The following is a 17,308-nucleotide window of genomic DNA, read 5'->3' as shown; positions in this document are numbered from 1 at the left end:
ATCGATATCACAAATGATGATTTAAATCATCTTGCCCGATATCAAAGGTGAATTGGCAGCTGTTCGTCAAGCCAAAATTGCCAAAAGTAGGACAATTAGACGAAGGCTTTGGCTCAGTAAAAAGTCAGTCATTTGAAATTGCTGCACTATTTTTCAAACCCGGTTTGATGATATCAACCGGTTTTGATCCTGAGCAGGATATCCTGATCGTAATTTCCAAAGCCCTTGCCGAAAATGTTGATCCCGCCGGGGCGTTTGGCGTCGTCCTTAACGCCGATACGAATGCGGATTGAATGATGGCTCTTCAGATCGAGTGCAACGAGGCCGGTTTCGGAAATCCTGACGCCGTCGACATAGGCGCCGTCAGTGGCAATTCGCCAGTTCTTCAGCTTGCCGTATTGCGAGCCCTTGAGCTTCCACCAGGAAGGCGTGAAGACGCCGCGCTTGTCGCCGAAATCTCCCGGTGACGTCCAGGTGCCGACATCGACTCCATTGATCGTCAGGGTGATGTCAGAGGGCCAATCGGCGCTGGTGCCCGGCACTTCCGAGGACAGCTCAATCGCCACTTCGAGTTCGGTGATCTCGGTATTGGCGAGCTTGGCATTGTTAGGGAACTGGTATTCGACAAAGCCGCGCGTGAACCACAGCAGCCCGGCCTTCATGCGGTCCGGATCGAGGAAGGTGTTCGGTACATCGAGCAGGCCGATGATGCCGTCCGGCGAACAAAGGCCGCAGGGCGCGGTAACCTCGAAGCCGGTGTAAAGCCCGATCGGCATCGACACTTCGATCGCGTCGTTCTTGACCGCACGATATTCGCTCTTGAACACGACGAGCACTTCTTCGGCCGTCGGATAACAGATTTTCTGACTGCCTTTCTTCGCTTTCTGGTTCTCGGTGCGGATCAGCCCCGCATCCTCTAGCACCTGGATATTGGTCGAGACGGTCGACTGCGGCAGCGACAGCACGGCGGCGATTTCGTTAACATTCATCGGCCCTTTCTCATGCAGCAGTTTCAGCATCGAGATACGCGTCGAGGAGGCAAGCCCCTTGAGCACGGCAATGCCTTCCTCAGGTTCGATCACCAGAAAATTGCGACTCATGAAATTGCCCGGCCCACGCAAATTTATATCCGAAATTATCCTGTATATCGGGATATCTGATTTAATCAACGTGCAGGCAGAACCCCGAGCATTTTGTTGAATCCAGCAGAGCGATGGTCGCGCGGTGGCCCTGCACAGAATTCGTGCAGGAGCCATATGCAGAGTGGACACCTGAACGCTGATCGCCCAATCTAGTCCGCAGCCGAGCCCGGTGATGGCGGCTCGCACACATAAACTGGTTGGACGGGTCGTGACCAAAGGGTGGAAATTATACGATCAGCGGCTGGCCTGGGTCCTTGTCGCGCCTGTGCTTTTGCTGCTTACCCTGCTTCTGCTGCTGCCGATCGCGATGATGACGGTCTATACATTTTTCACGTTCGTCACCGCGGGAGTGGAGTCGGCGGTGCTGACCTTCGACAACTGGAAGGAATTCCTCACCGACAGCTACTATCACGGTTTTCTTTGGAAGACCGTTCGCGTCGGCGCCATCACCGCAGTGATCTGCGCGATCCTTGGCTATTTCCCCGCCTATTTCATCTGGGCCACGACCTTCAAGCACAAATGGCTGCTGTTGCTGCTGCTCATCGTGCCGTTCTGGATCAGCTTCACCATCCGAACATTCTCGTGGATCCATATTCTCGGCGAACAAGGCCTGATCAACGTCGTGCTCATCAGGCTGGGGGTCATCAACGAGCCGTTGCCGATGCTCTACACCGAGGGCGCCGTCATCATGGGGCTGCTGCATTTTCTGCTGCCCTACATGATCCTGAACGTCTATGTCAGCCTGGAAAGCATCGACCGCACCCTGATCGCCGCCGCCCGCTCGATGGGCTGCACCAGCGCACAGGCATTTCGCGAAGTGACCCTGCCGCTGTCGATGCCGGGGCTGGGCGCCGGGCTGTTGCTCTGCTTCGTGCTGGCGGCCGGCTCCTATGTGACGCCGCAGCTGCTCGGAGGAAGCCGCGACGCGCTGTTCGGCAACCTGATCTACGATACCATCATGGGGCAGCTCAACTGGCCGATGGGCGCTACGCTTTCCATCGTCCTGTTCGTCCTGCTCGGCGCGGCCGCGGCCGGCTACAGCCGCTATATGGGCCTGTCGCAGATCATGAAGGGTCTCAGTGCATGAGAGCGGAACACCCCGATCGGGAAGGCAGATGGGCCTGGCGGCTGACCGGCGTGATCACGGTGTGCGTCTATGTCTTCATGTTCGCGCCGATCCTTGCGACGGTCGTGCTCTCCTTCAATGCCTCGATGTTCGGCGGCTTTCCCCTCACCGGCTTCAGCCTGCGCTGGTATGAAAAGCTGCTCACCAACGAGCCGGTCCTCGACGCCTTCCGGACATCGATGTGGATTGCCCTGGTGACGGCAGCGGTAACGACGCTGCTCGGCATCATGGCGGCATTGGCGCTGGTGCGCTTCGAGTTCCGTGGCAAGCAGGCGATCAACACGCTTGTCATCCTTCCCGCGCTGGTCCCCGAGACGATACTCGGCGTCGGCTTGCTGGTCATGATCAAAGCCATCGATCAGCCGCGCAGCATGACGCTTCTGGTGCTCGGCCACATTCTGCTCACGCTCCCCTACGTGGTGCTGATCGTCCAGGCGCGCATGGTCGGCATCAAACGCTCCTATGAGGAGGCAGCGCTATCGCTCGGGGCGCCGCGCGTATCGACATTCCGGGAGATCACGCTGCCGCTGCTCGTTCCCGCAGTGCTTGCCAGTGTGCTGCTCGCTTTCACCATCTCGTTCGACAACACCTCGGCCAGCCTGTTCTGGCGGCCGGCGGGCGTCGAGACCATGCCGACGCAAATTCTTTCTATGCTGAAGATCTCGATCAGCCCCGAGGTGAACGCGCTGGGCACTGTCATGATCCTTTTGACGGTCGGCATCCCCTTGGCTGGCGGGCTCATCCTGCAAAGCCTCAGCTGGTTCAAGGCAAGCAAGTGAAAATGAAAATGGGAGAACGGAAATGAAACTGACAACCACCAAACGACTGGAACGGCTCAACGAACGCTATGCCAATGGCGACATCAGCCGGCGATCATTCCTGACGCTGACGGCGGCCGCCGCCGCGGCCACCGGGCTTTCCATGCCTTGGATGGGACGCGCCCTGGCCGCTGTCTCGGAAGTGCGCTTCGACGGATGGGGCGGCGTGGTGCAGGAGGCGATCGACAAGTACGCCTTCCAGCCCTACACCGCCAAGTCCGGCGTCAAGGTCGTCCAGGGTACCTTTGGCGATGAGAACGAGATCATCACCAAGATCAAGACGTCGAAGCCGGGCGACTTCCAGATCGTCCATTCTTCGGGCGTCAACTACTACATCAAATACGTCAATGGCGGTTTCAATTCGGAGATCAACGAGGCGAACATCCCCAACATGGCCAATGTGCTGACTGCCATGATCGACCCGTTCCGCAAGATCACGCCGAAGCTGTCGGCAGTGCCATATGATTACGGCACCACCGGCATCGCCTACAACAACAAGGTCATCTCGCCGGAGGAAGCCAAGGAAAAAGGCGCCAACCTGCTCGCCGACAAGAAATATGCCGGCAAGATCGGCGGCTACGCCGATATGACGACACGCGTCTGGTATGCGGCGCTGCAGACGAAACAGGACCCCAACAACATCCAGGACATGGATGCGGTCTGGGCCAAGGTTCGCGAGACCCGCGACCTGGCCAAGAAGTTCTGGAGTTCCGGCGCGGAATTGATGGACCTCCTGTCGAGGAACGAGATCGTCGTCACCGACGCCTGGTCCGGACGCGTCGCCGCCCTGCAGCAGCAGGGCCAGCCAATCGGCTATCTCGATCCTGCCGGCTCATACGCATGGATGGAGGACATGCTGGTGCTTAAGGGATCGCCGATGGCCGAATGCGAGGAGCTGATCAACTTCATGCTGGATCCGGCCACGTCGATCGCCGTCGCCGAGGGCCAGAACTATCCGCCATCGCTTGACCCGACCAAGGTGAAGCTGACCGATAAGATCGCAGCGCTTCCGGCCTTCGACCCGACCGGATCGATGAAGTCGCTGACCTTCGCCGATCCGCTCTACTGGGCGAAGAACGAAGACGCCTGGACCAAGCAATGGGACAGGGTGTCGAAAGGTGCATGACGACAACAGCCACGACCAGCAGCCCCGGCCGGCTTCGGCCGGGGCTGATCGCGACCCGCTCGCCCAGGGCGAGAGCCAGCCGATAGGAAAGCCTGCGGTCGAGTTTCGCGACATCGATATTTTCTACGGCAAGTTCGCAGCGGTTCGCGATTTTTCGCTGGCGATCCGCAAGGGCAGTTTCGTCACCTTGCTTGGGCCGTCCGGCTGCGGCAAGACGACGATCCTGCGATCGATCGCGGGCCTGGTCGACATCTCCAGTGGCCAGATCTCGATCGGCGGAAAGCGGGTCGACGACATCCCGATCTACAAGCGCAACATCGGTCTGGTGTTTCAGAACTACGCGCTCTTTCCGCACAAGAACGTCTTCGACAACGTCGCATTCGGGCTGAAATACAGGAACGTGCCGAAAGCCGAGATCGTGCGCCGGGTCAAGAAGGCGCTGGATATGGTGCGGCTTCCCGGCAGTGAGACAAAACTGCCCTCACAGCTCTCGGGTGGCCAGCAGCAACGCATCGCACTGGCCCGCGCCATCGTTTTCGAGCCGGAAGTGCTGCTCATGGACGAGCCCTTGTCGGCGCTCGACGCCAATATGCGCGAGGACATGCGCGTCGAGATCAAGAAAATTCAGAAGGAGACGGGAATCACCGCCATCTTTGTGACGCACGACCAGGAAGAAGCCTTGTCGATGTCCGACCGCATCGTCGTGATGAATGCCGGACTGATCGAGCAGATCGGCTCCCCCGAGCAGGTCTACGACCAGCCGGCCACCGCATTCGTCGCGAATTTCCTTGGCAAGGCCAACATGCTGCCTGGCAGCGTGACGGCGATGGACGGCAAGATGGCGACGATTGCGCTCACCAGCGGCCATGTCGTAAAAGCGGCCGCGCCCAAGGCGCTCGCGACCGGCAGCGCGATCACCGTCGTCGTTCGCCCGCAGAAGCTTACCGTCGGTACCGTTGGCGCGGTCAACAGGCTCGCGGGACGGATAGTCTCGACCTCCTATCTCGGCGGCAATGCGGTCTACGAGATCGACATCGGCGCCGGCACGCAGGTGCGTGCCAACACGCTGATTGACGGCCGGCCGCTGCGCGAAGGCGAAGCGGTCGATGTCTGCTTCGAACCGCTGGCGTGCGTGCTTCTCGATGCGCAAGGCGTTCGCATTGCATAGCGAGGAGGCGCTAAGTCGTTCGACCTCAGTCTTTCGCGTCAGCCTTTGGCTCGAGAAACCGCGCATAAACCTCACCGACAATGCCGCGCCGGAAAACCAGCACGCAGACCATGAAGGTCAGACCGGTGGCGATGGTCACCGGAAAGTTGGAGGTGGCGAGCGTGTTTTCCAGGCCGACGACCAGACTGGCGCCGATGATCGGCCCAACCATGGTGCCAATGCCACCGAGGAGCGTCATCAGGATCACCTCGCCCGACATTTGCCAGGTGACGTCGGTGAGTGTGGCAAACTGGAAAACGATCGCCTTCAGCGCGCCGGCCAGCCCGGCCAATGTTGCCGACATGACGAAAGCCGCCAGCTTGTAATTGGCGACTGAATAGCCAAGCGAAATGGCGCGGTTCTCGTTTTCCCGGATGGAACGCAAGATCATGCCGAAAGGCGAGTTGACGATGCGCCAGACGGCGAACACGCCGATCAGGAAGACTGCCAGCACGAAATAATAGATGTTCATCGAGACATTCAGGTCGAGCATGCCAAGCAGCCTACCGCGCGGCACGCCCTGGATGCCGTCCTCACCTCCGGTGAAGGACGCCTGTACGCAGAAAAAGAAGAACATCTGCGACAGCGCTAGCGTGATCCTGGCGAAATAGATGCCTTGCCGCCGGATGGCAAAGAAGCCCATGACCAGGCCGAGCAGGGCCGCGCCAAGGACGCCGAGCAGGATGCCCGCTTCCGGCGGCCAGCCCCAGACCTTGACCGCGTATGCGGTGAAGTAGGCCGCCCCGCCGAAGAATGTCGCATGGCCGAAGGACAACAGCCCAGTGTAGCCGAGCAGAAGATTGAACGCGCAGGCAAACAGCGCAAAGCACAGCATCTTCATCAGGAAGATCGGATAGACGAAGAAAGGCGCCACCAGCAGCGCTAGGATGCCGAGCCCCACCAGCGTCCATTCAAGCCATGCCGAACTTTTGGCGCGCCTCTCGCGAAGTGTGAGTTCGGCCATCTCAGGCATCCCTTCCGAACAGGCCGGCGGGCCGGACCAGAAGCACGATCGCCATGATGACAAAGACCACCAAATTGGAGGCTTCGGGATAGAAAACCTTGGTCAGGCCTTCGGCGAGGCCAAGCATGTAACCGGTGACGATCGCACCCAGGATCGACCCCATGCCGCCGACCACGACAACGGCGAAGACGACGATGATGAGATCCGACCCCATCAGCGGGCTCACCTGATATATCGGCGCGGCGAGAACCCCCGCAAGCCCCGCTAGAGCGGCACCGAGGCCGTAGGTAAGGGTCAGCAGCAACGGCACGTTGACGCCGAAAGCCTGGACCAGGCGAGGGTTCTCCGTTGCCGCCCGCAGATAGGAACCCAGCCTGGTCTTCTCGATCAACGCCCAGGTTCCGAAGCAGACGATCATCGAGGCGACGACCACCCAGCCGCGATAGTTGGGCAGGAACATGAAGCCGAGATTGGTGCCGCCGGAGAGCAGCGGCGGCACGGAATAAGGACTTCCTGATACGCCATAGTAGTAACGGAACACGCCTTCGAGCACGAGCGCGAGGCCGAAGGTGAAAAGCAGGCCATAGAGCGGGTCGATATCGTAAAGCCTCGACAGCGCAAGGCGCTCGACCACGATGCCGAAGCCGCCGACGATCAGCGGCGACAGGATCAGAGCCGGCCAGTAGCCGATGCCGAACCGGGTAAGAAGCAGGTAGCCGATGAAGGCGCCGAGCATATAGAGCGCGCCATGAGCGAAATTGATGACGCGAAGCAGGCCGAATATGACGGCCAGGCCCAGACTCAACATTGCATAGAACGAGCCGTTGATGAGGCCGACCAGCAACTGGCCGAGGAAAGCCTGAACGGGTATTCCGAAGATCATCGTCATGGCGCCATCATACACCCAGCACTTCATGCAGCAGCGTCATGCGGTCCGGCAGTTCGCCGACCGGGAAGCCCGCCACGACCTTGCCGTGCTCCATCAGGTAGAAACGATCGGTGACGCGGCTGGCAAAGCGGAAATTCTGCTCGACCAGCAGGATCGTCATGCCGCGCTTTTTCATTGTCGCCAGCAAATCGCCGATGCGCTGCACGATGACGGGAGCCAGGCCCTCGGTCGGCTCATCGAGAAGCAGCATTTTCACGCCGGTTCTCAGCATGCGCGCGATCGCCAGCATCTGCTGCTCGCCGCCCGACAGCCTGGTGCCGGGGCTGTTGCGTCGCTCCTTCAGATTGGGGAAGAGATCGAATATTTCCTCCACGCTCATGCCGCCCTCGGCGACGATCGGCGGCAGGACCAAATTCTCGTCTACGGTCAGTGTGGCGAAGATGCCGCGTTCCTCGGGCACCAGGCCAATGCCTTGATGCGCGGTCCGGTGCAGCGGCAGGCGCATCAGATCCTTGCCGTCGAAAGCGATCTGGCCGGTCCGCTGGCGGATCAACCCGACAATGGCGCGCAATGTCGTGGTCTTGCCGACGCCGTTGCGGCCCAGCAACGTCACCGTTTCACCTGGAAAGACCTCCAGATCGACGCCGTGAAGCGCGTGGCTCTCGCCATACCAGGCGTTGAGGCCGCGGACTGCAAGAAGAGGCGCGGCGTCACTCATCGGCGGTGCCCATATAGGCGATCCTCACCCGTTCGTCGCGACTGACCGTGGCGTAGTCGCCGGCGGCAAGGATCTCGCCGCGCTGCATGACGGTTATCCAGTCGCAAAGATCGGCCACCACCGTCAGATTGTGCTCGACCATCAGCACGGCGCGATCCTTGGCCACCGAGCGGATGATGTCGGAAACCGTGCGCACATCCTCATGCCCCATGCCGGCCATCGGCTCGTCCAGCAGCAGCACTTTCGGGTCGAGCGCCAGCGTCGTGGCGATCTCGAGCACGCGTTTCCTGCCATAGGAGAGATCGGCGGCGGGCCTGTTCTTCGCATCGTCGAGGCCGACCGACCGCAAAAGCTCCTCGGCGCGCGGCGTCAATCGATCGAGCGCGGCCAGCGAGCGCCAGAACTGAACGCTGAGCCCGCCCGGCCGCTGCAGCGCGACGCGCACATTGTCGAGCACGCTGAGATGCGGAAACACCGCCGAGATCTGGAACGAGCGCACCAGGCCCATCCGCGCGACCTTAGCCGGCGACGTGCGGGTGATGTCGTGGCCGAGCAGTTCGATCCTGCCGCTCGTCGGCGGCAGGAACTTGGTGAGCAGGTTGAAGACGGTGGTCTTGCCGGCGCCGTTTGGCCCGATCAGCGCGTGGATATTGCCGTGGTAGAGGTCGAGATCGACATTCCTGACCGCAACGAAGCCGGCGAAGTCGCGCCGCAGGCCGCGGGCGGAAAGCACCACCCGCGGCCCATTCGGTTCGGGCGGCGCCATCGGCCCGCCAATCACTCGCTGGCCGTGGGACAGCCGCTTTCCTTGGGGCTCAGGAACGCCTCGCTGCCGGGAATTGTGGCAAGGGGTTTGTAGTAGTCCCACTCCTTGGTGCTCTCGCTCGGCGACTTGACCTGATAAAGATACATGTCGTGGACCATGTTGCCGTCGGACTGTACTTTGCCGTTCGCCGTAAAGACGTCGTTCACCGGCATCGAATGCAATTCCTTGGCGACGGCTTCAGTCGCGTCGGTGCCGGCCTTGTCGATCGCCTTCAGATACTGCGTCACCGCTGAATAGGTTGCGGCCTGGATCATGTTCGGCATACGTTTGGTGCGTTTGAAGAAGCGCTGGGCGAACTCGCGGCTCTTGTCGTCGCGATCCCAGTAGAAGCCTTCGGTCAGCACCACGCCTTGCGCCGCCTCGAGGCCGAGCCCATGCACCTCGGCCAGCGTGAATAGAAGCGCTGCAAGGCGCTGACCACCCTGCACGATACCGAATTCGGCCGCTTGCTTGATGGAGTTGGAGGTGTCGAGGCCGGCATTCGCCAGCCCGATGACCTTGGCGCCCGACGATTGCGCCTGCAGCAGGAAGGATGAATAGTCGGTCGAGCCGAGCGGATAGCGCACCTCGCCAACCGCCTTGCCGCCATGACCCTCGACGAACTTGGCGGTCTGCTCCTTGAGCGAATAGCCGAATGCATAATCGACGGTGACGAAGAACCAGCTGTCGCCGCCTTGCTGAACGAGAGCGCCACCGGTTCCTACCGCCTGCGAATGCGTGTCATAGGCCCAGTGGAAGCCGTAGGGCGAGCACTGTTTGCCGGTGAGCTCGGTGGTCGCGGCGCCGGTAACGATGTCGATTTTCTTTTTTTCCTTGGAAATCCCCTGGACGGCGAGCGCCACCGACGAGGTGGTCAGTTCCATGATGGAATCGACCTGTTCGGTGTCATACCACTGCCGCGCAATGTTGGAGGCGATGTCCGGCTTGTTCTGGTGGTCGGCGCTGACGACCTCGATCGGCGCTCCTTGCACCTTGCCGCCGAAATCCTCGACCGCCATCTTGGCGGCCTCGACCGACCACTTGCCGCCGAAATCGGCATAGACGCCCGACTGGTCGTTGAGAATGCCGATCTTGACCTTGCCGTCGGAAATCTCGGCGGCTGAGGCAGGCATCGCAGTCGCTGCAAGAAGCGCGGCCGAGACCAGGTATGATATCTTCATTGGTGACTTCCTCCCTTATGGTCGACAACAGCAACATGTCGGCGGCTGCCTGCTGCGGCACGAAGAGTGGCCTCCCGCAACTCATCCTTTCCGCGCAAAATCACGCAGCGCTGTGCGGCCGCCTATGCCCGTCCCTCAAATCGTAGCATCGCTCGGCAACGCGAGAACAGTTACTTTAGTATTAGGTTCGCGGTGCCAGGCCGCGCACCGTCGATAGCGCAACATAGGGCCGGATCGTGCGGGGTCCAGATGGCGCCTGGTCGCGCCGAAGCAGACGCGCGCCGTCATGAAATTCCGGACTGAACGGTCGTGATCAGACGTTGTAGCTGAACGGGAACTTCTGTTCTCAACCGCCGGCGGGATGATGGCATGCAACCAGGCGGCCTTCGCCAATGCTTTGGAGAAGCGGACGCTCGCTGCGGCAGGTCGGGGTGGCGGCCGGGCAACGGGTGTGGAACCGGCATCCAGAAGGTGGGTTCATCGGGCTGGGCAGGTCCCCCTTGAGCACCAGCCGCCCGCGCCGCGCCCGGTCGATGCTGGGTATCGGCACGGCGGAACGCAGCGCCGCGGTGTAATGGTGTCTGGGCGCCGCAAAGACCTCGTCGGTCGGCCCGCTCTCCACGATCGATCCCAGATACATGACTGCCACGCGCGTCGAAATCTGACGCACCACGGAAAGGTCGTGGGCGATGAACACATAGGTCAGGTTGAACTCCTCGCGGAGATCGGCGAGCAGATTGACGATCTGCGCCTGGATCGACACGTCGAGTGCCGAGACCGGCTCGTCGGCCACGATCAGCCGTGGCCGGAGCGCCAGCGCGCGGGCGATGCCGATACGCTGGCGCTGGCCGCCGGAGAATTCGTGCGGATAGCGCGATGCGTGCTGGGGCGACAAGTCGACCCGGCGCAGAAGCTCGGCCACCCGATCCGCCATTTCCGATGCCGAGAGGCGTTCATGGATACGGAATGGATCGGCCAGCAGATCGCCGACCCGCCGGCGCGGATTGAGCGAAGCGCTGGGATCCTGAAAGACCATCTGCATCTGCCGCCGCAACGGACGGAGCTGACGCTGGGAAGCATCGGTGATGTCGCGGCCCTCGAATTCCAGCGACCCCGAGCTGATTTCGGTCAGACGCACCAGACACCGGCCGAGCGTGGACTTGCCGCAACCGGACTCTCCGACGATGCCGAGGGTTTCCCCCGGCCAGATGTCGAGCGACACCGTATCGACCGCATGCACCGTCCGGCGCTGCGCCGGGAAGATCGAGCGGCCGACGCTATAACGTTTCGACAGATCGCCGGCGCGAAGCAGCGGCTGCTCGCGTGGCATGGCATTCATCGTTGCATCTCCACGCCGCCAGGCCTCTGGACGGCGAACTGTCTGCGCGTGGCCTCCGGCAACAAGCAGGCGGCGCGATGGCTCTCCCCTCGCATGATCGGCAGCTGGACCAGACAGGCGTCGTGGCGAAAGGCGCAACGGGGGCCGAAGGCGCAGCCTTTCGGCAGATTGGAGAGCGAGGGCGGAATTCCTGGGATGGCGGCGAGCCGGGCCGGACGTGGTCCCTCCATTGGCGGGATCGAGCCGAACAAGCCCCATGTGTAGGGATGCAGCGGCGCCCGGAACACGCTGCTCTTGCCGCCCTCCTCGACAAACCGTCCGCCATACATCACCAGCACCCGGTCCGCGACTTCGGCGACGACGCCAAGATCATGCGTGACCAGGATCACCGCGGAGCCGAACTGGTCGCGCAGCCGTCCGATCAGTTCGAGGATCTGCGCCTGCACGGTAACGTCGAGGGCTGTGGTCGGTTCATCCGCGACGAGCAGCACCGGGTTGCACGAGAGCGCCATGGCAATCACCGCACGCTGGCGCATGCCGCCGGAAAGCTGATGCGGGTAGCCGTCGACGACCCGATCCGGATTTGCGATGCCGACCGCATCCAGCAATTGCACGGCCCTCGCCCGCGCCGCTTTCGCCGACACTTTTTCATGCGCGCGCACCTGCTCGCCGATCTGGTTGCCGACCGTATGCACCGGGGTGAGCGCTGACATCGGATCCTGGAAGATCATCGCGATCTGGCGGCCGCGAATGGCATCGAGCGCGCGCCGCTTGAGCCCTATCAGCTCCTGTCCCATGAAACGGATGGAACCGGAGACGATAGCGTTGGGGCTGTCGATCAGCCCCATGATGGCGAGCAAGGTCTGGCTTTTGCCAGAACCGGATTCGCCGACCACCCCGACGATTTCGCGCTGCTCGACGGCAAACGAGACACCTCCCACTGCCCGCACCAGGCCCTCGTCGCTGCGGAAGGAGACAGTGAGATCCTTGACCACCAGAAGAGGAGCATCAGCCGACATTGCGCGCCCTCGGGTCGATGATGACGAAGACGACGTCGACGACGAAGTTTGCCATCACCACGAAGAAGGCGGCGTAGATCACCGTGGCCAGGATCATCGGCAGATCGAGGGTCTGCAGTGCCTCATAGGTCAGTTTTCCGACGCCCTGCAATCCGAAGACCACTTCGGTCAACAGCGCGCCGCCACCGACCAGGGCACCGAAATCGAGGCCGAACATGGTAACGAACGCGACCAGCGAGGTTCTGAGGCCATGATGCAGCAACACCCGGCGCTCGCCGATCCCCTTGGCCCGAGCGGTGCGGATGAAATCCTCCTGCATCATCTCGATCAGGCTTGCCCGCAGCACCCGGCCGTAGAGGCCGACATAGAGGGTTGCCAGCGTGAACCACGGAATGACGAGCGCCTTGAACCAGCCCCAGGGGTTCTCGGTCAGGGGGATGTAGCCGAGCGGAGGAACCCAGGAAAACAGCCAGCTGTCGTGCCAGCGGCTTTGCGTCAGCAGGTTGGCGACCTCACCCAGCCAGAAAACCGGAATGGACACGCCGACCAAGCTCAGGATCATCAGCGCCCGGTCGACGAATGTACCGCGCGTTGCGCCTGCGATCACCCCGACAATCAGTCCGCCCAGCACCCACAGCACTGCCGCGCCGCTGACCAGCGACAGCGTCACGGGGATGGCGCTTATCACGGTGGGAATGACGCGTTGCCCGCGATTGACGAAGGAGGTGAGATCCCGGCTGACAAAAAGCCGGTTCATCATCAGCCCATATTGCACCGGCAATGGCCGGTCGAGACCGAAATCGTGGCGGACTTGGATCAACGTCTCTTGCGAAGCATTGCGGCCGGCAATGCGCGCCGACGGATCGGCGCCGGGCGTCGCAAAGAAGATCAGGAAAGCGACGACACTGATGCCGAACATGACCAGCACCATCTGGCCGAGCCGGAAGCCGAGCGCGGCAACCACTAGACGCCCCTCGGCGAGGATTTCGGATCAAGCGCGTCGCGCACCCCGTCCCCCAGAATGTTGAGGGCCAGCACCGTGATGACAATGGCAAGCCCGGGCGCGAGTGCCACGACCGGCCGCGAATAGAGCAGGCCCTGGCCGTCCTGGATGATCGTGCCCCAGCTGGCATCCGGCGGCTGCACGCCGATCGACAGGAACGACAGCGAGGATTCTGTCATCATGTTGAGCGCCAGGATCAACGGCACGAAAACGATAATCCGGGTCACCACATTGGGCATGATGTCGCGCAAAAGGATGCGCCAGGGCGACGCGCCTAAACCGATCGCAGCGGTTACGAATTCGGCATGCATCAAGGTCAGGACATGGCCGCGGATCGGCCGCGCCACATAAGGCACATAGACGATGCCGATGATGAAGACCGGTAGCCAAAGGCTGCCGGAGCGGATTTCGAATGGACCGATCTGGATACTCTGCGCAATCAGCACGATCGACAGCGAAATCGCCAGCAGGAAAATCGGAAAGGCCCAGAGCACGTCGAGAATGCGCGACAGGCCGATGTCGACGATACCGCCGAAGAACCCGGAAACGACCCCGAGAAACGTCGCGAGGACGAGACACAGCACGGCTGCAGCACCCGAGATCAACAGCGAATCCCGTCCGCCGTAAAGCAGCCGCGCCGCGACGTCGCGGCCCTGGTTGTCGGCACCGAGCAGATAGGGGCCGATGCGCCAGGTCGGCCCGATCGGCGTCATGCCGAGGCCAAGGCCTTCGGTGGAGGGCTGCAGCACCGGCTGGGTCACCCCATCCACGACGATCTCGCCATTGAGATTGGTCACAAATGGATCGGTGCCGGAGACATATCGCGCATAAAGCGGCGCCGCCAGCGAGGCGATCACGATGACAACGAGCACGGCGAACGCAGATATTGCCGAACGATCGCCTTTCAGCTTACGCCATGCCGTGCGCCACGGGCCATCGGTGGCCCGGCGAACCGGGATGGCGGGCTGGTCCGCAATGACATTGACCATGAACAGGATTGCCTAGGAAAAATCTCGGCCTGGAAGATGCGCTGATCCGGCGCAAAAGGAAATGCGACGGAGAGCCGGCGGCGCTCCGTCGCATTGGGCTCCCCGGGGTTATTCCACCCAGGATTGGCTGACGATCCAGTAGAATTGCGGGCTGAAGGTGAAGTTCTTCAGCCTGGACGAGATGACATCGACCCGCTTCGGCGTGAACAGGACGGCGACCGGAGCCTTGTCCGTCACAGCCTTGTCGATGGCGGTCCAGAGTGTCGCGCCCTTGGCCGGGTCGACGATAGTGGCTGTTTCTGCCTCGGCCATCGATGCGTCGATCGACTTGTCACAGAAACCCGAAATGTTGACCGATGCGTCGGAACCCGGCGTGAACGAGGCACAGCTGAACAAGACCTGCAGAAAATTCGATGGCGCCGGGTAATCCTGGAACCATTGCGAGATCGAAATCTGCACCTTGTTGTTGGTGTTCTGGATGTAGGTGAACTGGATGTTCTGCGAGATCGGCTTGACCGACGTCTTGTAGCCGAGCTGGTTGAGCACATCCTGCAGATAGACGCCGATCGCCTTGGAGACGGTGGTGTCCTCCGTGATGATCGTCACCTCCTGACCTGCGGTTCCCGATTCAGCAACCAATTGCTTGGCCTTGTCCATATCCGGTGCGGACCACTTCTCGCCCGGATTGGCGGTAAACGGGCAATAAGCTGCAAATGACGGGAAGCCCGGCGGCAGGATCTGACAGGCCGGCTGCGCCAGATTGCTGCCGCCGAAGAGCTTGACGATCGCGGCGCGGTCGATGGCGAAGTTCACCGCCTGGCGAACGCGGATGTCGTTGAACGGCGCCAGATTGTTGTTCATCGGCGCATACCACATCGCCGTCAGCGGATGAACCGTGACCTGGCCGACATATTTGGTGCCGAGTTCGGCGAGACGGTCGGACGGCGGGGGATCGAACATCCAGTCCGCCTGCCCGTTCTCGACCGCCGTCACCGCCGCCTCGTCGGTAAGGCCGAATTCATAATCGATCTCATCCGGATATCCGGCCGGCTGCGCTTCCTTGCTCCATTCCTTGAAGTGGGGATTGCGCACGATCTTCATCAGCTTGTTGGGGTCGTAGCTTGCGATCATGTAGGGTCCGGTGCCCGGGATCGGATCGGTGCCGGCGTCCTTGAGCGGCGCGCTCGCCGGCAGGATCGACGCGTGCGGAACGGCCAGCTTCTGCAGGAACTCGGCATCCGGCTGGACCAGGTTGAAGGCAATGGTTCCGGCAGCATCGTCGACCGACAGGCCACCTTCGAGAGTACATGTAGCGGGCGCCTTCAAGCACGCATCCGCGCCGATGATGCCTTTGTAGAAGGTCCCGGCCGTCGGCCCGCTGATCTTGAAGATGCGCTGGAACGAAGCGACTACGTCCTTCGTGGTGACATCGGAGCCGTCGGCGAACTTGATGCCCTTGCGCAGCTTGAACACATAGGTCTTGCCGCCGTTCTCGACCTGCGGGAGGCTTTCCGCCAGATCCGCGACGACCTCGAAGCCGGTCTTGTCCCCGGCCTTCTTGTAGGTCACGAGGCCATCGTAGAGGACATAATTGATCTGGAAATACTGCAACGTGTAGTTGATGTGTGGATCGGCGGTGCCGGCCGCGGCATTGGCCAGCAATCGGAGTGTGCCGCCTGGCTTACCCTCCGCCGCCAAGGCGCCGCTCGCCGGCGACATCATCGTCATGCCGAACAGAGCCAGGCCGGATATCAATGCTGCAAGTGCTTTTTGGGGTCGCATATTTGTGTTCCCTCAAGGAGACGTGTCGGCCTTTGCCGCGCTGAACCCGGTCGATCGACCATGGCGCGGCTGAAAAACAGTCCTGGGTCTGCGAACGGCGTCCGCTACTTCGCCCAATCGCAAAAGACTACGGCGAGCGAAGCCGAAGGGGAAAGCTATTAAGATAGATAGGGTCGGACAGGCTTGTCTCCGCCTATTTGTTGAGCACCCAACCGACCTGGCTATTTGACAAGCAATGGCCAACGGGTAAGCTTGCCGGATGCAAAGCCTTCCAGGCGATCTAGAGAGCCGGTTCCGAACGGGGATGAGCATCGACGCTGCCATGGCGGTGGCGACGGAGGTGCTGGAGCCCATCGGTTTCACCGCGTTCATCTACGACTATACGCCCGTGCCGGTCAGCCACAACGGCGAGCTTATCACGCCCTCGCTGATGGCTCTGCGCAACGTCCCGCGCGACATGCAGGATCTCTGGTGCAAGGGCGGATATTATCAGCTCGACCCGGTGCAGGAGGCCGCGCTCGCCGTATCGAGACCGTTCCTCTGGTCGCACAACGGTGTTCAGAGCACCGTTATGCAGCGCGTGCTTCAATCCAAGCATGATCCCGTCGTCAGCTATTTGCTCGACACCAGGATGACTTGCGGCGTCACCGTCCCCATTCGCCTTGCCGGCGGCGATCTCGCCACCTTCACCGCGATCCGTGCCGATCCGGAGGCCGGGTTCGAGACCGAAGCCAGACATTTCATCGCCGAGATCGGCGATCTCAGTCATCTGCTGCATGATTCCGTCTACGCCGGTTTCGATGCTGGAATCCGCACCTGCCAACATGTCCATCTGACGTCGCGCGAACGCCAGTGCCTGCGCCTAGCCGCTGCCGGACTGACGGCCAAGCAGGTCGCGCGCGAAATTGGCCGCGCGGTGCCAACCGCAACGCTGCACCTCAACGCCGCGACACGCAAGCTTGGCGCCCGCAACCGCTTCCATGCCATCGCGCTCGCCGCCCACTATCGGCTGCTCGAACCGGAGCATTGAGGCTCGCGATCCGAGGGCGACCGGCCTCGCCCGGGCAAACCTATAACGAGCAAACCTATAAATAATGCTAGCTGTAAATGCGCCGGGCCGCTTAGTACCGTCGGCCGCAAAACAAGGCTTGGGAGGGCCCGCACTTTGGCTCCTGCCGCGCCAGGATGCGGAGCTTAGAC

At 61.6% G+C, this 17,308-nt stretch carries 16 protein-coding genes; 5 read left to right on the top strand and 11 right to left on the bottom strand.

What is annotated here, in order from left to right:
• Positions 1 to 173: 173 nt before the first annotated feature.
• Complete coding sequence (locus NKJ94_RS10725; RefSeq protein ID WP_352524852.1) at positions 174 to 1,100, bottom strand: ArsR/SmtB family transcription factor; 927 nt, start codon at positions 1,098 to 1,100, stop codon at positions 174 to 176.
• A gap of 250 nt (positions 1,101 to 1,350) precedes the next feature.
• Between NKJ94_RS10725 and NKJ94_RS10720 the strand changes: the two genes are divergently transcribed.
• The 4 genes from NKJ94_RS10720 to NKJ94_RS10705 are packed head-to-tail and all read left to right on the top strand — an operon-like array spanning position 1,351 to position 5,380.
• Positions 1,351 to 2,229 carry an ABC transporter permease gene (locus NKJ94_RS10720; protein ID WP_352524850.1) on the top strand — a complete coding sequence of 293 codons (879 nt, stop codon included), beginning with the start codon at positions 1,351 to 1,353 and terminating at the stop codon, positions 2,227 to 2,229.
• On the top strand, positions 2,226 to 3,047 hold the full coding sequence (locus NKJ94_RS10715) for an ABC transporter permease (RefSeq protein ID WP_352524848.1): 822 nt from the start codon (positions 2,226 to 2,228) through the stop codon (positions 3,045 to 3,047). The genes NKJ94_RS10720 and NKJ94_RS10715 overlap by 4 nt, the downstream gene beginning before the upstream one ends.
• Positions 3,048 to 3,069: 22 nt before the next feature.
• The gene (locus NKJ94_RS10710; protein WP_352524847.1) at positions 3,070 to 4,212 is read left to right on the top strand and encodes an extracellular solute-binding protein; all 1,143 of its coding nucleotides are present in this window, start codon (positions 3,070 to 3,072) and stop codon (positions 4,210 to 4,212) included.
• A complete protein-coding gene (locus NKJ94_RS10705; protein WP_352524845.1) occupies positions 4,205 to 5,380 on the top strand; it encodes an ABC transporter ATP-binding protein in 1,176 nt (391 codons plus the stop codon). Before NKJ94_RS10710 ends, NKJ94_RS10705 begins: the two co-directional genes overlap by 8 nt.
• A 25-nt stretch (positions 5,381 to 5,405) precedes the next feature.
• On the opposite strand, the gene NKJ94_RS10700 is transcribed toward NKJ94_RS10705, so the two are convergent.
• The 10 genes from NKJ94_RS10700 to NKJ94_RS10655 all read right to left on the bottom strand — a co-directional run bounded on the left by NKJ94_RS10700 (position 5,406) and on the right by NKJ94_RS10655 (position 16,108).
• Positions 5,406 to 6,383, bottom strand: a complete 978-nt coding sequence (locus NKJ94_RS10700) for a branched-chain amino acid ABC transporter permease (protein WP_352524843.1) — start codon at positions 6,381 to 6,383, stop codon at positions 5,406 to 5,408.
• 1 nt (position 6,384) lies between these two features.
• Positions 6,385 to 7,272 (bottom strand): branched-chain amino acid ABC transporter permease, encoded by an 888-nt coding sequence (locus tag NKJ94_RS10695; protein WP_352524842.1) that lies wholly within the window; start codon positions 7,270 to 7,272, stop codon positions 6,385 to 6,387.
• A 7-nt stretch (positions 7,273 to 7,279) separates the two neighbouring features.
• Positions 7,280 to 7,990 (bottom strand): ABC transporter ATP-binding protein, encoded by a 711-nt coding sequence (locus NKJ94_RS10690; protein ID WP_352524840.1) that lies wholly within the window; start codon positions 7,988 to 7,990, stop codon positions 7,280 to 7,282.
• Positions 7,983 to 8,756, bottom strand: a complete 774-nt coding sequence (locus NKJ94_RS10685) for an ABC transporter ATP-binding protein (RefSeq protein WP_352524838.1) — start codon at positions 8,754 to 8,756, stop codon at positions 7,983 to 7,985. The genes NKJ94_RS10690 and NKJ94_RS10685 overlap by 8 nt, the downstream gene beginning before the upstream one ends.
• An 11-nt stretch (positions 8,757 to 8,767) precedes the next feature.
• Positions 8,768 to 9,976, bottom strand: coding sequence for an ABC transporter substrate-binding protein (locus tag NKJ94_RS10680; protein WP_352524836.1), 1,209 nt, complete (start codon positions 9,974 to 9,976; stop codon positions 8,768 to 8,770).
• Between the two features lie 346 nt (positions 9,977 to 10,322).
• Entirely contained in the window at positions 10,323 to 11,315 is a 993-nt protein-coding gene (locus NKJ94_RS10675) for an ABC transporter ATP-binding protein (protein WP_352524834.1), read from the bottom strand.
• On the bottom strand, positions 11,312 to 12,334 hold the full coding sequence (locus NKJ94_RS10670; RefSeq protein WP_352524832.1) for an ABC transporter ATP-binding protein: 1,023 nt from the start codon (positions 12,332 to 12,334) through the stop codon (positions 11,312 to 11,314). Before NKJ94_RS10670 ends, NKJ94_RS10675 begins: the two co-directional genes overlap by 4 nt.
• Positions 12,324 to 13,298 (bottom strand): ABC transporter permease, encoded by a 975-nt coding sequence (locus NKJ94_RS10665; RefSeq protein WP_352524830.1) that lies wholly within the window; start codon positions 13,296 to 13,298, stop codon positions 12,324 to 12,326. The genes NKJ94_RS10670 and NKJ94_RS10665 overlap by 11 nt, the downstream gene beginning before the upstream one ends.
• Entirely contained in the window at positions 13,298 to 14,326 is a 1,029-nt protein-coding gene (locus NKJ94_RS10660; protein ID WP_352524828.1) for an ABC transporter permease, read from the bottom strand. The genes NKJ94_RS10665 and NKJ94_RS10660 overlap by 1 nt, the downstream gene beginning before the upstream one ends.
• A 108-nt stretch (positions 14,327 to 14,434) precedes the next feature.
• Entirely contained in the window at positions 14,435 to 16,108 is a 1,674-nt protein-coding gene (locus NKJ94_RS10655; protein WP_352524826.1) for an ABC transporter substrate-binding protein, read from the bottom strand.
• Between the two features lie 304 nt (positions 16,109 to 16,412).
• Between NKJ94_RS10655 and NKJ94_RS10650 the strand changes: the two genes are divergently transcribed.
• The gene (locus NKJ94_RS10650; RefSeq protein ID WP_352524824.1) at positions 16,413 to 17,138 is read left to right on the top strand and encodes a LuxR family transcriptional regulator; all 726 of its coding nucleotides are present in this window, start codon (positions 16,413 to 16,415) and stop codon (positions 17,136 to 17,138) included.
• Positions 17,139 to 17,308: the final 170 nt, after the last annotated feature.

The sequence above is a fragment of the Mesorhizobium sp. M0060 genome (assembly GCF_040323155.1).
Lineage (GTDB): Bacteria > Pseudomonadota > Alphaproteobacteria > Rhizobiales > Rhizobiaceae > Mesorhizobium.
The sequence above is the reverse complement of the archived record's forward strand: the minus strand, read 5'-3'. Positions and strand labels throughout refer to the sequence as shown.

Excerpts from the sequence above, each read along its gene's own strand:
- NKJ94_RS10650 (WP_352524824.1), top strand. The coding sequence starts at position 16,413 with ATGAGCATCGACGCTGCCATGGCGGTGGCGACGGAGGTGCTGGAGCCC.
- NKJ94_RS10690 (WP_352524840.1), bottom strand. The coding sequence starts at position 7,990 with ATGAGTGACGCCGCGCCTCTTCTTGCAGTCCGCGGCCTCAACGCCTGG.
- NKJ94_RS10680 (WP_352524836.1), bottom strand. The coding sequence starts at position 9,976 with ATGAAGATATCATACCTGGTCTCGGCCGCGCTTCTTGCAGCGACTGCG.
- NKJ94_RS10675 (WP_352524834.1), bottom strand. The coding sequence starts at position 11,315 with ATGAATGCCATGCCACGCGAGCAGCCGCTGCTTCGCGCCGGCGATCTG.
- NKJ94_RS10660 (WP_352524828.1), bottom strand. The coding sequence starts at position 14,326 with ATGGTCAATGTCATTGCGGACCAGCCCGCCATCCCGGTTCGCCGGGCC.
- NKJ94_RS10695 (WP_352524842.1), bottom strand. The coding sequence starts at position 7,272 with ATGACGATGATCTTCGGAATACCCGTTCAGGCTTTCCTCGGCCAGTTG.
- NKJ94_RS10715 (WP_352524848.1), top strand. The coding sequence starts at position 2,226 with ATGAGAGCGGAACACCCCGATCGGGAAGGCAGATGGGCCTGGCGGCTG.
- NKJ94_RS10710 (WP_352524847.1), top strand. The coding sequence starts at position 3,070 with ATGAAACTGACAACCACCAAACGACTGGAACGGCTCAACGAACGCTAT.
- NKJ94_RS10670 (WP_352524832.1), bottom strand. The coding sequence starts at position 12,334 with ATGTCGGCTGATGCTCCTCTTCTGGTGGTCAAGGATCTCACTGTCTCC.
- NKJ94_RS10655 (WP_352524826.1), bottom strand. The coding sequence starts at position 16,108 with ATGCGACCCCAAAAAGCACTTGCAGCATTGATATCCGGCCTGGCTCTG.
- NKJ94_RS10685 (WP_352524838.1), bottom strand. The coding sequence starts at position 8,756 with ATGGCGCCGCCCGAACCGAATGGGCCGCGGGTGGTGCTTTCCGCCCGC.
- NKJ94_RS10700 (WP_352524843.1), bottom strand. The coding sequence starts at position 6,383 with ATGGCCGAACTCACACTTCGCGAGAGGCGCGCCAAAAGTTCGGCATGG.
- NKJ94_RS10725 (WP_352524852.1), bottom strand. The coding sequence starts at position 1,100 with ATGAGTCGCAATTTTCTGGTGATCGAACCTGAGGAAGGCATTGCCGTG.